Genomic DNA, 14,324 nt, shown 5'->3' on the forward strand with positions numbered 1-14,324 from the left:
AACGGGAGGGGATGACTTGTCACGCTGGCTTAGGCAGGTGATTGAGCGGAAAAAGCAGGTATTGATTGAGCAACTCCTTTTATGGGGGCATGAAGAAAAACATGAAGCGCTCATGCATTATACGATTCATGAGCTGGAAAATGAGGTTCTCTATTTAAAAGAGCGAAAGCAAAATTAGTGGGATGGGGGATGAGCGATGGATGAACAAAAGCTGAATTTTATTTTATCTGCCTTAAAAGGGATTGAATACGGGTCGGTGGTGATCACCATTCATAATGGACAAATTACACAAGTCGATACGACAGAAAAGACTCGTTTCCCCGCACACCAGGAGAATCTTCGGATTCAGAAAGCAAAGCAGGGGCGCTATCGTTAATGAAAAGTTATGAAAGATGATGAAAAGCTGATCCACTCATCAGCTTTTTTGTTTTGGCTTAATTTCTCTCCATTTAAAACCTCTTCATTCTTTTATCCGTCTATTCGTATGAACGTCAAGGAATCTTGACTGAATAGAGAGACTCCGCTACTTTAATAGGAGTCATCCGGACAGGTCACCTGAGCCTGTGCGGATTGTCTGAGATAGGAGTTGATATGGGATGTTAGAGAAAGATCAAGAGCAGGTCACATCTGAAACGAAAAACGAAAACGAAGAGCCATCAATAGATCAAGAAACGAGGCAGTCCCGCCTCAGCCGCAGTGCTGCAAAACGAGGAAGAACGGCTAAGCCAACTGATGAAGAGCGTTCAGCCATTCAGCGCATTGCAAGAGGTGTAGGCGGTGCGTTTAAGCGCTATGGCTCATATGGGCTCGCGATGTTAAAATCACCGAGCCGTGCGATCCATCAAGCGGACACTTTACGTATGAAGTACGCCTGGATTTCAATTGTGTTATTCAGCGTGTTTTTTGCTTTAGGCAACTACGTTCAATTAAAGGCGTCAAAGACTCGTTTATTAGGTTTTGGTATTCATTATTCTTTTGGTGACGCCTTTTTGAAGGTAGCGGTCTTTACACTCATTTTGTTGACACTGATGATGCTGACGGTTTGGGTGCTCGGTAAGTACATGCTGAAAGGGAACATATTGCTGAAAGAAGTGATCATGAAGTTCGGTGCCATGCTTGTGCCGGTTTTGGTTTTATCTATCCTTTGGCTTGTATTTGCCATGCTGAATATTCCATATGTAACGGTGATTTTATCCGTGATGATGTTTTTTGGTCTTCAGCTGATTGCCATTGTGCTCTTCCGCTCCATTCAATCAGAGCAAGAAGCTGTGCGGGGAGACTTGATGTATGCCGGCTGGGTCTTTTTGTTGATTGAGCTCATTATCATTGCCCTTTTATGGGGCATAGTCGGAGAGTATTTGATCCCATCACTTGTTCCGGTTAGGTTTGGATAGAATACGTTTCAGCGTGTACTCGGTCTTTTTAAAATTCAAAGGTTTTCTATCACGCTGAAAAGAAGACAAAGGGTTAAAATAAAGTATATTTTAGCCCTTTATCAACCATCTAAAGCCTCCTTTTGAAAAAGGAGGTTTTTCATGTTGAGAAGAGGAAAAAACGGGTAAACTCTTGGTAACAAAGACCACCCCTTGTTGTCGAAAGATATATGTGTTTTTCTCGCGCAAATTTGATTGTATCAAGGTTTGTTCTCTAGTAGAATATGGGGTGCTTTATTTGATTTTTAGTGCAGGGGGTTCGAATCGTGCTTCAACAACTTTTATCCAATGCGTTCACCATGGTTTTGATTATTTTAGTGATTAACATTGTTTATGTCTCTTTTTCCACTATGCGTTTAATTTTAACAATGAAAGGCAGAAGGTATGCAGCCGCTTTTGCTGGTACTGTCGAGATGCTGATTTATGTCATTGGTTTGAGTATCGTATTAGATAACTTAGATCAAGTACAAAATGTCATTGCGTATGCGCTAGGTTATGGAATTGGAATCATTGTCGGGATGAAAATTGAAGAGAAGCTGGCACTTGGCTACATTACTGTGAACGTGATTACAAAAGAAATCGATCTAGATCTCCCAAAACAATTGAGAGAAAAAGGATATGGCGTCACCAACTGGGTAGTAGGAGGTCTTGAAGGAGACCGGTCAGCGATGCAAATTTTAACACCGAGAAAATATGAACTGCAATTATATGAAACGATTAAAACGCTTGATTCAAAGGCGTTTATCATTTCGTATGAGCCCAAAACGATTCATGGCGGCTTCTGGGTGAAGGCTGTGAAGAAAAGGAGAATTAAAGAATGACCGCAAAACCAAAGAAAAAGAAATTCTACGTGGAAGACAACATGACGATTGAACAAGTGTTGTCCCAGATGGCAGAGGAAGGCTACTCACCTGTCCGACGAATGGAGGAGCCCATCTTTCAGGAAAAGAAGGAAAATGGGTCGATTCAGATCATTCCGATTGGGAAAAAAATCGTATTTGAGGGAAAAATACTCTAAATCCGAACATTAAAACGACGACTTCATAGATTGTTCGATAAATCCGTTGACATCATGAACATCCGTTGTTAAGATAAACATGAAATCAAAACACGAGCCTCATATAATCTTGGGAATATGGCCCATAAGTTTCTACCCAGTTACCGTAAATGACTGGACTATGCAGGATAGTGAACAAAACTGACATGGCGTTTTAAAAGCGAACAGCGCTTACCATGGCCCGGTTTGTGTTGCTTCCTAACAATGCAATACAAACCGGGCTTTTTTGTTCGGCGTTTGACAAGCTGCTTAGGTTTGGGAAGCGTGTCAAACGATACAAAATCGAATAATAGCTTAAAGGTGGGGACAAAATGAAGCCGCTTGTAGGTGTCATCATGGGAAGTACATCTGATTGGGAAACAATGAAACATGCGTGCGATATCTTAGAGGAATTAAACATTCCGTATGAAAAACAGGTTGTATCTGCACATCGGACACCTGATTTGATGTTTGAATATGCGACTGAAGCAAGAGGTAAAGGACTCAAGGTCATTATTGCCGGTGCTGGAGGCGCAGCACATTTACCGGGGATGGTCGCAGCAAAAACGACACTGCCGGTCATTGGTGTGCCCGTACAATCAAAAGCATTAAACGGGCTGGATTCCTTATTATCCATCGTTCAAATGCCAGGCGGTGTACCTGTTGCTACAGTGGCAATTGGCAAAGCCGGTGCAACAAATGCAGGGCTTCTAGCCGCACAAATGATTTCAGCATTTGATGAAGCCGTTGCAGCACGCCTTGAAGAAAGAAGAGAGCAAACAAAACAAACTGTATTAGAAAGCAGTGATCAGCTTGGCTAAGCAGACCATTTTTCCAAACGCAACCATTGGTATCATCGGCGGCGGACAGCTTGGCAGATACATGGCCGTCAGTGCAAAGCAAATGGGCTACCGGGCAGCAGTTCTTGACCCAGTCACACTTTCTCCTTGTGGACAGGTTGCTGATACAGAAATTACAGCCGCATACAGTGACCTTGAAGCGATCAGGCAGCTGGCGGACATCAGCGATGTGGTCACATATGAATTTGAAAATATTGATTATGATGCACTCAATCAGCTGAAGGAAGAGGCGTATTTACCGCAAGGAAGCGAACTCCTTCTTTTAACCCAAAACCGTGAAACGGAGAAAAAAGGGATTGTAGATGCAGGCTGTGAAGTCGCCCCTTATCGCATCGTTCATGATGAGAAGGAGCTGAAAGATGCAGTAAGTGCGCTTGGTTTGCCAGCTGTGCTGAAAACATGCAGAGGCGGTTACGACGGTAAAGGACAGTACGTCATCAAAGAGAAGGATCAGCTTCATGAAGCGGCTGCGCTTCTCACGCATGGAACGTGCATTTTAGAAAGCTGGGTTCCTTTCCAAATGGAACTGTCCGTGATTGTGACACGGTCTGTTCATGGGGAAATTGCGACATTCCCAGTCGCTGAGAACATTCATAAGCACAATATTTTATTCCAAAGCATCGTGCCTGCACGGGTAGATGGCAGCATTCAGGAGAAAGCAAAAGAGCTGGCAACAACGCTTGCTGAAAAGCTAGGGCTGGTCGGTACGCTTGCTGTTGAACTGTTCCTGACAAATGAAGGGAAGCTGCTCGTCAATGAACTGGCACCGCGCCCGCATAACTCTGGACATTACACATTGGATTTATGTGAGACGAGTCAGTTTGAACAGCACATTCGCGCCATATGCGGTTTGCCGCTTGGCGGAACAGCTCTTTTATCAGAGGGTATGATGGTGAATTTGCTGGGCGATGAAGTGGACATCCCAAAAGAACATCCTGAGCTTTTAAAGGAAGCGAAGCTTTATCTATATGGCAAACATGAAGTAAAAGCCGGCCGCAAAATGGGGCATATGACATTTATGAAACAGCTTGATGATGAATGGATGGCAAACATCACAAAGATATGGACTGAAAGAGATGGAGGAAACGGGAAATGATCGAACGTTACGCACGACCAGAAATGTCAGCAATCTGGACAGAGGAAAACAAATTTAATGCATGGCTTGAAGTAGAAATTCTCGCTTGTGAAGCTTGGGCAGAGCTTGGTGTTATTCCAAAAGAAGACGTTGTGACTATGCGTAAGAATGCAAGCTTTGATATTGATCGTATTTTAGAGATTGAACAAGACACGCGCCATGACGTGGTTGCCTTTACGCGTGCTGTATCTGAATCTCTAGGAGAAGAAAGAAAGTGGGTTCATTACGGGTTAACATCTACAGACGTAGTGGATACGGCGCTTTCATATCTATTAAAACAGGCGAACGATATTTTGCTCAAGGACATTGAGAGATTTGTTGACATACTAAAAGAAAAAGCAAAAGAGCACAAATATACAGTCATGATGGGCCGTACGCACGGTGTACACGCTGAACCGACAACATTTGGCTTGAAGCTTGCTCTTTGGTACGAGGAAATGAAGCGTAACTTAGAACGTTTTAAACAAGCAAAAGCCGGCATCGAATACGGCAAAATCTCTGGTGCTGTTGGCACATATGCGAACATCGACCCGTTTGTGGAGCAATATGTATGTGAGAAACTTGGCATCAAAGCTGCACCAATTTCAACCCAAACCTTGCAGCGTGACCGTCATGCCGATTACATGGCTACTCTTGCACTCGTCGCAACAAGCATTGAGAAATTTGCTGTTGAAATTCGTGGTCTTCAAAAGAGTGAAACACGTGAAGTAGAAGAGTTCTTTGCAAAAGGACAAAAAGGATCATCAGCGATGCCTCATAAACGAAACCCGATCGGTTCTGAAAATATGACGGGGATTGCCCGTGTCATCCGTGGTTATATGCTGACTGCTTATGAAAATGTACCGCTTTGGCATGAGCGTGATATTTCTCATTCATCTGCTGAACGCATCATTTTACCAGATGCAACGATTGCACTGAACTATATGCTGAACCGTTTCTCTAACATTGTGAAGAACTTGACGGTGTTCCCTGAAAATATGAAACGCAACATGGACCGCACACTTGGCTTGATCTACTCTCAGCGTGTTCTGCTTGCACTTATTGATACAGGCATGGCACGTGAAGAAGCATATGACACGGTTCAGCCAAAGGCGATGGAAGCTTGGGAGAAACAAGTACCATTCCGTTCATTAGTAGAAGCAGAAGAGAAAATCACTTCACGCTTAACACCTGAACAAATCGCTGACTGCTTCGATTACAACTATCACTTGAAAAATGTCGATATGATTTTCGAACGTCTAGGTCTTGCGTAAGAAATGGGCCGCCTGCTAGTCAGGCGCCTAATCCTGAAAATTGCCAACATTCAAATTAGGAGGCCAATCTGAATGACTGTGAAACAAGAACTTCTCTACGAAGGCAAAGCGAAAAGAATCTATCAGACCGATGACGAGCATATTTTATATGTCGAATATAAAGACTCAGCTACAGCATTTAACGGTGAAAAGAAAGCGGAAATTGAAGGAAAAGGCAGACTGAATAACGAAATTTCTAGCTTGATTTTTCAAATGCTACATGAGAAAGGGATCAACAATCACTTTGTGAAACGCCTATCTGAAACAGAACAGCTCATTCAAAAGGTAGACATCGTACCGCTTGAAGTCGTTGTGCGAAACGTGGTGGCAGGCAGTATGTCAAAACGTCTTGGGATTCCAGAGGGAACGAAACTGGACACACCTTTGATCGAGTTTTACTACAAAGATGATGCACTTGGCGATCCGCTCATTACAGAAGATCATATTCGCATTTTACATGCAGCGACACCTGAGCAGGTCGAGGAAATGAAACAAATCACAAGACAAGTGAATGAAGAATTGAAGCAAATCTTCTCAGATTGCCATGTGAATTTAATTGATTTCAAGCTTGAATTCGGAATAGATCACGAGAATCGTATTTTGCTAGCTGATGAGATTTCACCTGATACGTGCAGGCTTTGGGACAAAGACACAAACGAAAAGCTTGATAAAGACGTGTTCAGACGAAACCTGGGCGGCTTAACAAATGCATACGAAGAAATTTTCAAAAGACTTGGAGGCCATAAACATGTATAAAGTGAAAATTTTTGTCAGCTTAAAAGAGAGCGTTCTTGATCCACAAGGAAGTGCCGTGCAGCACGCTTTGCACAGCATGTCTTATCAGGAAGTAAAGGATGTCCGTATCGGGAAATATATGGAGCTAGTCATTGAGAAATCAGAACGTGACTTAGATACAGTGGTCAAAGAAATGTGTGAAAAATTGCTTGCCAATACGGTGATTGAAGATTACCGCTATGAGGTGGAGGAGGTTGTCGCACAGTGAAGTTTGCAGTGATCGTCTTGCCTGGCTCTAACTGTGATATCGATATGTACCATGCGATTCAAGATGAGTTAGGTGAACAAGTTGAATATGTATGGCACGACGAAACGAGTCTTGATGGTTTTGACGGTGTACTCGTACCAGGCGGTTTCTCTTATGGGGATTACTTAAGATGCGGTGCGATTGCTCGTTTTTCTAACATCATGCCGGCTGTGAAAAAAGCAGCTGCGGAAGGAAAACCTGTTCTTGGTGTTTGTAACGGGTTCCAAATTCTTCAAGAGCTTGGCATTCTGCCAGGCGCAATGAGACGGAATAAAGATCTAAAATTTATCTGTCGTCCAGTTGAACTCATTGTAGAGAACAACGAAACGCAATTTACAAGCGGTTATCAAAAAGGTGAATCGATTACGATTCCTGTAGCACACGGTGAAGGCAACTTCTACTGTGACGAAGACACGTTAGCGAAGCTGATTGAACGAGGCCAAATCGCTTTCACTTACGGTGACGATATTAACGGCAGTGTCAATCGAATTGCAGGTGTAACGAATGAACAGGGCAATGTACTCGGCATGATGCCGCACCCTGAGCGCGCGGTTGACTCATTACTAGGCAGCGCAGACGGACTTAAATTGTTTCAATCTATCGTGAAAAATTGGAGGGACACTCATGTCACTACTGCTTGAACCAAGTCACAAGCAAATTAAAGAAGAGAAATTGTATCAGCAAATGGGATTGAGTGATGAAGAATTCGCTTTAATCGAATCCATTATTGGCAGGCTGCCAAACTACACAGAAACGGGTATCTTTTCTGTCATGTGGTCAGAGCATTGCAGTTATAAAAACTCAAAGCCTGTTTTAAGCAAATTCCCGACAAAAGGAGAGCATGTTCTTCAAGGTCCTGGGGAAGGCGCTGGAATCGTTGATATTGGAGACAACCAAGCGGTTGTATTTAAAATCGAATCACATAACCATCCATCTGCAATTGAACCGTATCAAGGAGCGGCAACAGGTGTCGGCGGAATCATCCGTGATGTATTCTCCATGGGTGCTCGTCCAATTGCGGTATTAAACTCTCTTCGTTTTGGTGAACTGACTTCACCGCGCGTGAAGTACTTGTTTGAAGAAGTAGTGGCAGGGATTGCAGGCTATGGAAACTGTATCGGTATTCCAACAGTCGGCGGAGAAGTTCATTTTGATCAAAGTTATGAAGGCAATCCGCTCGTTAACGCGATGTGTGTAGGGTTAATCAACCATGAAGACATCAAGAAAGGGCAGGCAAAAGGTGTTGGCAATACGGTCATGTACGTTGGTGCCAAAACAGGACGTGACGGGATTCACGGTGCAACATTTGCGTCTGAAGAATTTTCTGATGAATCAGAAGAAAAACGTTCAGCGGTTCAAGTCGGCGATCCGTTCATGGAAAAGCTTTTGCTTGAAGCATGCCTTGAAGTCATCAAAAATGATGCGCTTGTGGGCATTCAAGATATGGGAGCGGCTGGCTTAACTAGCTCAAGTGCAGAGATGGCAAGTAAAGCTGGTTCAGGTATCGAAATGAACCTAGACCTGATCCCTCAGCGTGAAACCGGTATGTCAGCGTATGAAATGATGCTGTCTGAATCCCAAGAGAGAATGCTGTTGGTCATTGAAAAAGGCCGTGAGCAAGAAATCATTGATATTTTTGAAAAATACGATCTTGAAGCAGTCTCAGTCGGTCATGTGACAGATGATAAAATGCTTCGTTTACTCCATCAAGGAGAAGTAGTGTGTGAGCTTCCAGTTGATGCACTTGCAGAAGAAGCACCGGTTTATCACAAGCCGTCAAGTGAGCCTGCATACTATCGCGAGTTTTTAGAAACAAAAGTGGAAGCTCCAGCGATCACAGATGCAGCAGATACGTTGAAACAGCTGTTAAAACAGCCAACGATTGCGAGTAAAGAATGGGTTTACGATCAATACGACTATATGGTTCGTACAAACACAGTCGTTGCACCTGGCTCTGATGCAGGTGTGCTCAGAATCCGTGGGACGAAAAAAGCTCTTGCGATGACAACAGATTGTAACGCACGTTATCTCTACCTTGATCCAGAGGTTGGCGGGAAGATCGCCGTCGCAGAAGCTGCACGTAACATTGTCTGCTCAGGCGCTCGTCCGCTTGCAGTAACAGATAACTTGAACTTCGGTAACCCGGAGAAACCAGAAATCTTCTGGCAGATTGAAAAGTCTGCTGACGGCATTAGCGAAGCTTGCCGTACATTAAGCACACCGGTCATCGGCGGTAACGTCTCTTTATATAACGAGTCAAATGGAACAGCCATTTACCCAACGCCAGTTATTGGCATGGTTGGTTTGATTGAAGATACAGCTCATATTACGACTCAATCGTTCCAACAGGCAGGCGATGTGATTTTCGTCATTGGTGAAACGAAGGAAGAATTTGCAGGCAGTGAGCTTCAAAAAATGACAGAAGGCCGTATCTACGGAAAAGCACCAGAAATTAATTTGGATGTAGAACTGGCGCGTCAAGAAGCCCTATTAGCAGCGATTCAAAACGGACTTGTTCAGTCAGCACATGATGTGTCTGAAGGCGGTCTTGGTGTAGCACTAGCTGAAAGTACATTTGGAACAGATGGTCTTGGCGCTGATATCCAGATCGATCTAAACAGCGCAGCATCACTATTTAGTGAATCACAGTCACGTTTTGTCGTCACAGTGAAACCAGAAAATCGCGAAGCGTTTGCTGCGGCTGTGCAAGATGCAAAAGAAGTCGGAACGGTCACAAATGATGGTGTATTCACTGTCAAAAATCAAGAAGGACAACAATGGATTCATGCGGCAGTCAACGAGCTTGAACGCGCATGGAAAGGAGCGATCCCATGCTTGCTGAAATCAGAGGCTTAAACGAAGAATGTGGCGTCTTTGGGGTTTGGGGACACGAAGAAGCCCCGCAAATCACATATTACGGATTGCATAGCCTTCAGCACCGAGGACAAGAAGGTGCGGGAATTATTGCAACAGACGGTGAAAACTTGACGTCACACAAAGGCCTTGGACTGATTACGGAAGTGTTCCAAAATGGTGAGCTTAAGGATTTAAAGGGAAAAGGTGCGATCGGACACGTTCGGTATGCGACAGCAGGCGGAGGCGGCTTTGAGAATGTGCAGCCCCTCTTCTTTCGCTCGCAAAACAATGGCAGTCTTGCCCTTGCTCATAATGGAAACTTGGTCAATGCAACGCAATTAAAACAGCAGCTAGAGAACCAAGGAAGTATTTTTCAAACGTCTTCTGATACCGAAGTGCTCGCTCACTTAATTAAGCGCAGTGGATATATGGATTTGAAGGATCAAATCAAAAATGCTCTGTCTATGTTAAAAGGAGCTTATGCTTTCCTAATCATGACGGAAACAGAAATGATCGTAGCGCTTGATCCGAACGGATTACGCCCACTTTCACTTGGTATGCTTGGGGATGCTTATGTTGTCGCTTCTGAAACATGTGCCTTTGATGTCGTTGGTGCTACCTATTTACGTGATGTGGAGCCTGGCGAAATGCTGATCATTAATGATGAAGGCTTAAAATCTGAGCGCTTTTCGATGAACATTAACCGTAGCATGTGCAGCATGGAATACATTTATTTCTCAAGACCGGACAGCAATATCAATGGCATCAACGTGCATAGTGCGAGAAAGAATCTTGGCAAGAAACTTGCAGAAGAAGCACATGTCGAAGCAGATGTCGTGACAGGTGTGCCAGACTCCAGTATTTCTGCAGCGATTGGTTATGCCGAAGCAACTGGTATTCCATATGAGCTAGGTTTAATTAAAAACCGTTATGTCGGCCGGACATTTATTCAGCCGTCTCAAGCATTGCGTGAGCAGGGCGTGCGAATGAAGCTGTCTGCTGTGCGCGGGGTGGTCGAAGGCAAACGTGTCGTCATGGTGGATGATTCCATCGTACGAGGAACCACAAGCCGCCGGATTGTGACGATGCTAAGAGAAGCGGGAGCGACGGAAGTGCATGTACGCATTAGTTCACCGCCAATCGCTCATCCGTGTTTTTATGGAATTGATACGTCTACACACGAAGAGCTGATTGCATCATCTCATTCAGTGGAAGAAATTAGACAGGAAATCGGTGCAGACACCATTGCATTTTTATCTGTAGACGGTTTAATGGACGGGATTGGCAGAAAGTATGATGATCCGCAGCGTGGTCAGTGTTTAGCATGCTTTACTGGAAAATACCCGACCGAAATTTATGAAGATACTGTCCTTCCTCATGTGAAGGAAACAGTCCTGACGAAATAATCGAATAATGGAGCAGCTGTCAACGTGATTTGATATGCTGCTCTTTCATTCTGCCGAAAATACATGAAAGACAAGCAGATAAAAGGAGTGAATGGGATGTCAGAAGCATATAAAAACGCCGGTGTCGACATCGAAGCAGGATACGAAGCCGTTAAACGAATGAAAACACACGTAGAACGTACAAAAAGAGCAGGTGTCATGGGGGCTCTAGGCGGATTTGGCGGTATGTTTGATTTATCTGAACTGCCATACAAAAAGCCCGTTCTTGTCTCAGGAACAGATGGTGTTGGTACGAAATTAAAGCTGGCATTTTTAATGGATCAACACGATACGATCGGTGTAGATGCTGTTGCTATGTGTGTGAACGATGTACTTGCACAAGGGGCAGAGCCGCTCTTTTTCTTAGATTACTTAGCAGTTGGAAAAGCAGATCCTTTGAAAATTGAATCCATCGTCAAAGGTGTAGCTGACGGATGCGAGCAGTCTGGTTCAGCGCTTGTCGGCGGAGAGACAGCAGAAATGCCGGGTCTTTACACAGAAGAAGAATATGATATTGCTGGATTTTCTGTAGGTGTCGTTGAAAAGGATGAAATCGTCACAGGAGAGAACATCAAGGAAGGTCATTTGCTGATTGGACTCAGCTCTAGCGGAATTCATAGCAATGGCTATTCTCTTGTACGAAAAGTATTGCTGGAAGACGCAGGTCTAGACCTTCACCAAACGTATGAACCTTTTACAAGACCGCTTGGAGAAGAGCTGCTGGAACCGACGAAGATTTATGTCAAGCCTGTTCTTAAACAAGTGAAAGCTGGCAAGATTGACGGTATGGCACATGTGACAGGCGGTGGCTTTATCGAGAACTTACCACGTATGCTACCTGAAGGACTTGGTGTTGAGATTGATAATGGCTCATGGCCGGTCCCGCCTATTTTCTCCTTTATTCAAGAAAAAGGGCAATTGAAAGCAGAAGAGATGTTCAATGTATTTAATATGGGCATCGGCTTTGTCCTAGCCGTCAAAGAGGATGATCTCGTCGATGTGATCAGCGGACTTGAACAAGACGGAGAGAAAGCCTTTCTTATCGGACGAGTTCAAAAAGGAGAAGGCGTCACTTTCGGTGGTGGAAGCCTCTCATGAAAAAGTTTGCGATCTTCGCCTCTGGAAGCGGGACAAATTTTCAAGCCATTATTGATACGTTAAAAGAAGAACAGTGGCCGGCAAAAGCCGCCATTGTGATCTGTGATAAACCGGGTGCGAAGGTGCTGGAGCGGGCAGAGAAAGAGGGCATTCCGTCCTTTTCTTTTACGCCGAAGGCTTTCCCGAGTAAAGCCGCTTTTGAGCAAACCATCATTGAACAGCTGAAGCTGCATGAAGTGGAATGGATTTTCCTCGCTGGGTATATGCGACTGATCGGTCCGACATTGCTTGATGCATTTAGAGGGAAAATCGTGAATATCCACCCTTCTTTACTGCCAGCATTTCCTGGACTCGATGCGATTGGACAAGCCTATCAAGCAGGAGTCAAAGTGGCTGGCATCACGGTTCATTATGTCGACGAAGGCATGGATACCGGCCCGATTATTGATCAAGCAGCCATTCATATTGAACAAGGGGAAGACCTTGAATCCATTGAAAAAAGAATGCATGAATTAGAACATACACTATATCCAAAAGTGATCAAATCACTTTTAGAATTATCTTAATGAGGTGACAAAGGCATGACGATCAAACGCGCATTAATCAGTGTTTCCGATAAAACAAATCTTGTACCTTTTGTGAAAGAACTAACAGAACTTGGCGTTGAAGTGATTTCAACTGGTGGTACACACAAACTTCTTCAAGAGAACGGCATTGATGTCATTGGTATTTCTGAAGTGACTGGCTTCCCAGAAATCATGGACGGACGTCTCAAAACGCTTCATCCGAACATTCACGGTGGACTGTTAGCAGTGAGAGAAAACGATGAGCATATGGCACAGATCGAAAAGCACGGCATTCAGCCGATTGATCTTGTCGTTGTGAATCTATATCCATTCAAAGAGACCATTTCCAAAGACGATGTCACGTATGAAGAAGCGATTGAAAACATTGATATTGGCGGACCGGGTATGCTTCGTGCTGCTTCTAAAAACCATCAGGACGTCACGGTGATTGTAGACCCGCGTGATTATGATTCTGTCGTTCAACAAATCAAAGAAGGCGGCGTATCACTAGAGAAAAAACGTGAGCTTGCAGCAAAAGTATTCCGTCATACAGCTGCTTACGATGCCCTGATTGCGGATTATTTAACGAACTTTGTTGGCGAAACAGAGCCAGAACAGTTCACAGTCACATTTGAGAAAAAGCAATCTCTTCGTTATGGAGAAAACCCGCACCAAGCGGCGACTTTCTATGAAAATGCGCTTCCAAGCAAAGGCTCTTTAGCTACTGCAACGCAATTACATGGAAAAGAACTTTCCTACAACAACATCAAAGATGCAGATGCAGCTCTTCAAATTGTACGTGAATTTACGGAGCCAGCGGCTGTGGCTGTAAAGCATATGAACCCATGTGGTGTTGGGACAGGAGAAACGATTGCAGAAGCATTTGATCGTGCATTTAAAGCAGATGAAACATCTATTTTCGGCGGCATTGTGGCGCTTAATCGTGAAGTAGACAAGCAAACGGCTGAGGTGCTCCATACGATTTTCTTAGAAATCGTCATCGCACCATCGTTTAGCCAAGAAGCACTTGATGTGCTAACAGCGAAAAAGAACCTTCGTCTACTAACATTAGATGTAGAAGCAGATCTTGGGAAAAAAGAAAAACAGCTCACAAGTGTTCATGGTGGATTGCTCGTTCAGGATATCGACACATACGGCTTAGAGGAAGCAACGATTTCTATCCCAACGAAAAGAGAGCCGACTGAAGACGAATGGAAAGACTTAAAGCTCGCTTGGAAAGTTGTCAAGCATGTGAAATCAAATGCCATCGTTCTAGCGAAGGATCAAATGACAGCAGGTATTGGTGCTGGTCAAATGAACCGTGTTGGCTCGGCTAACATTGCGATTGAGCAAGCAGGTGAAAAAGCGAAAGGAAGCGCACTAGGATCTGATGCGTTCTTCCCAATGGGCGATACAGTGGAAGCTGCTGCAAAGGCAGGCGTTACAGCGATCATCCAGCCAGGTGGTTCCATTCGTGATGAAGAATCAATCCAAAAAGCAGATGAATACGGCATCGCCATGGTCTTCACTGGCGTTAGACATTTCAAACATTAAGGGGATG

General features: G+C 44.2%; 16 protein-coding genes and 1 riboswitch. All 16 genes read left to right on the forward strand.

Going from position 1 to position 14,324, the window contains the following annotated elements; translation table 11 throughout:
* Positions 1-16 precede the first annotated feature (16 nt).
* The 16 genes from NSQ52_RS03355 to purH all read left to right on the forward strand — a co-directional run bounded on the left by NSQ52_RS03355 (position 17) and on the right by purH (position 14,317).
* On the forward strand, positions 17-178 hold the full coding sequence (locus NSQ52_RS03355) for a hypothetical protein (RefSeq protein ID WP_008344307.1): 162 nt from the start codon (positions 17-19) through the stop codon (positions 176-178).
* Positions 179-196: 18 nt separating this feature from the next.
* Positions 197-376, forward strand: coding sequence for a YezD family protein (locus tag NSQ52_RS03360; protein WP_342473921.1), 180 nt, complete (start codon positions 197-199; stop codon positions 374-376).
* 220 nt (positions 377-596) lie between these two features.
* Positions 597-1,394, forward strand: a complete 798-nt coding sequence (locus tag NSQ52_RS03365) for a hypothetical protein (protein ID WP_342473922.1) — start codon at positions 597-599, stop codon at positions 1,392-1,394.
* A gap of 305 nt (positions 1,395-1,699) precedes the next feature.
* Entirely contained in the window at positions 1,700-2,254 is a 555-nt protein-coding gene (locus NSQ52_RS03370) for a DUF5698 domain-containing protein (protein WP_008344300.1), read from the forward strand.
* A complete protein-coding gene (locus NSQ52_RS03375) occupies positions 2,251-2,451 on the forward strand; it encodes an NETI motif-containing protein (RefSeq protein WP_017359825.1) in 201 nt (66 codons plus the stop codon). The genes NSQ52_RS03370 and NSQ52_RS03375 overlap by 4 nt, the downstream gene beginning before the upstream one ends.
* 79 nt (positions 2,452-2,530) lie before the next feature.
* Positions 2,531-2,632: riboswitch (purine riboswitch) on the forward strand.
* A gap of 169 nt (positions 2,633-2,801) precedes the next feature.
* Positions 2,802-3,290 (forward strand): 5-(carboxyamino)imidazole ribonucleotide mutase, encoded by a 489-nt coding sequence (purE, locus tag NSQ52_RS03380; RefSeq protein ID WP_017359824.1) that lies wholly within the window; start codon positions 2,802-2,804, stop codon positions 3,288-3,290.
* On the forward strand, positions 3,283-4,425 hold the full coding sequence (purK, locus tag NSQ52_RS03385) for a 5-(carboxyamino)imidazole ribonucleotide synthase (RefSeq protein ID WP_041506669.1): 1,143 nt from the start codon (positions 3,283-3,285) through the stop codon (positions 4,423-4,425). Before purE ends, purK begins: the two co-directional genes overlap by 8 nt.
* Positions 4,422-5,717 (forward strand): adenylosuccinate lyase, encoded by a 1,296-nt coding sequence (gene purB, locus NSQ52_RS03390; RefSeq protein ID WP_056705698.1) that lies wholly within the window; start codon positions 4,422-4,424, stop codon positions 5,715-5,717. Before purK ends, purB begins: the two co-directional genes overlap by 4 nt.
* Positions 5,718-5,789: 72 nt before the next feature.
* A complete protein-coding gene (gene purC, locus NSQ52_RS03395; RefSeq protein ID WP_007496901.1) occupies positions 5,790-6,512 on the forward strand; it encodes a phosphoribosylaminoimidazolesuccinocarboxamide synthase in 723 nt (240 codons plus the stop codon).
* Positions 6,505-6,759, forward strand: coding sequence for a phosphoribosylformylglycinamidine synthase subunit PurS (purS, locus tag NSQ52_RS03400; RefSeq protein ID WP_008344293.1), 255 nt, complete (start codon positions 6,505-6,507; stop codon positions 6,757-6,759). The genes purC and purS overlap by 8 nt, the downstream gene beginning before the upstream one ends.
* Entirely contained in the window at positions 6,756-7,439 is a 684-nt protein-coding gene (purQ, locus tag NSQ52_RS03405) for a phosphoribosylformylglycinamidine synthase subunit PurQ (RefSeq protein ID WP_008344292.1), read from the forward strand. The genes purS and purQ overlap by 4 nt, the downstream gene beginning before the upstream one ends.
* Positions 7,423-9,654 carry a phosphoribosylformylglycinamidine synthase subunit PurL gene (purL, locus tag NSQ52_RS03410; RefSeq protein ID WP_089374154.1) on the forward strand — a complete coding sequence of 744 codons (2,232 nt, stop codon included), beginning with the start codon at positions 7,423-7,425 and terminating at the stop codon, positions 9,652-9,654. Before purQ ends, purL begins: the two co-directional genes overlap by 17 nt.
* Positions 9,630-11,060 carry an amidophosphoribosyltransferase gene (gene purF / locus NSQ52_RS03415; protein WP_017359819.1) on the forward strand — a complete coding sequence of 477 codons (1,431 nt, stop codon included), beginning with the start codon at positions 9,630-9,632 and terminating at the stop codon, positions 11,058-11,060. The genes purL and purF overlap by 25 nt, the downstream gene beginning before the upstream one ends.
* A gap of 96 nt (positions 11,061-11,156) precedes the next feature.
* Complete coding sequence (gene purM / locus NSQ52_RS03420) at positions 11,157-12,197, forward strand: phosphoribosylformylglycinamidine cyclo-ligase (RefSeq protein ID WP_045034422.1); 1,041 nt, start codon at positions 11,157-11,159, stop codon at positions 12,195-12,197.
* Positions 12,194-12,763: a phosphoribosylglycinamide formyltransferase gene (purN, locus tag NSQ52_RS03425; RefSeq protein ID WP_008344288.1), complete on the forward strand. Its 570-nt coding sequence runs from the start codon at positions 12,194-12,196 to the stop codon at positions 12,761-12,763. Before purM ends, purN begins: the two co-directional genes overlap by 4 nt.
* Positions 12,764-12,778: 15 nt before the next feature.
* Positions 12,779-14,317: a bifunctional phosphoribosylaminoimidazolecarboxamide formyltransferase/IMP cyclohydrolase gene (purH, locus tag NSQ52_RS03430; RefSeq protein ID WP_008344287.1), complete on the forward strand. Its 1,539-nt coding sequence runs from the start codon at positions 12,779-12,781 to the stop codon at positions 14,315-14,317.
* Positions 14,318-14,324: the final 7 nt, after the last annotated feature.

Origin of the sequence: Bacillus sp. FSL W8-1141, assembly GCF_038593205.1 — a bacterium.
GTDB lineage: Bacteria > Bacillota > Bacilli > Bacillales > Bacillaceae > Bacillus > Bacillus altitudinis.

What these genes read in the sequence shown, in the direction of transcription:
- NSQ52_RS03360 (WP_342473921.1), top strand. Translation starts at nt 197, where the DNA reads ATGGATGAACAAAAGCTGAATTTTATTTTATCTGCCTTAAAAGGGATT.
- purL (WP_089374154.1), top strand. Translation starts at nt 7,423, where the DNA reads ATGTCACTACTGCTTGAACCAAGTCACAAGCAAATTAAAGAAGAGAAA.
- purB (WP_056705698.1), top strand. Translation starts at nt 4,422, where the DNA reads ATGATCGAACGTTACGCACGACCAGAAATGTCAGCAATCTGGACAGAG.
- purS (WP_008344293.1), top strand. Translation starts at nt 6,505, where the DNA reads ATGTATAAAGTGAAAATTTTTGTCAGCTTAAAAGAGAGCGTTCTTGAT.
- NSQ52_RS03365 (WP_342473922.1), top strand. Translation starts at nt 597, where the DNA reads ATGTTAGAGAAAGATCAAGAGCAGGTCACATCTGAAACGAAAAACGAA.
- purM (WP_045034422.1), top strand. Translation starts at nt 11,157, where the DNA reads ATGTCAGAAGCATATAAAAACGCCGGTGTCGACATCGAAGCAGGATAC.
- purF (WP_017359819.1), top strand. Translation starts at nt 9,630, where the DNA reads ATGCTTGCTGAAATCAGAGGCTTAAACGAAGAATGTGGCGTCTTTGGG.
- purN (WP_008344288.1), top strand. Translation starts at nt 12,194, where the DNA reads ATGAAAAAGTTTGCGATCTTCGCCTCTGGAAGCGGGACAAATTTTCAA.
- purH (WP_008344287.1), top strand. Translation starts at nt 12,779, where the DNA reads ATGACGATCAAACGCGCATTAATCAGTGTTTCCGATAAAACAAATCTT.
- NSQ52_RS03375 (WP_017359825.1), top strand. Translation starts at nt 2,251, where the DNA reads ATGACCGCAAAACCAAAGAAAAAGAAATTCTACGTGGAAGACAACATG.
- purC (WP_007496901.1), top strand. Translation starts at nt 5,790, where the DNA reads ATGACTGTGAAACAAGAACTTCTCTACGAAGGCAAAGCGAAAAGAATC.
- purE (WP_017359824.1), top strand. Translation starts at nt 2,802, where the DNA reads ATGAAGCCGCTTGTAGGTGTCATCATGGGAAGTACATCTGATTGGGAA.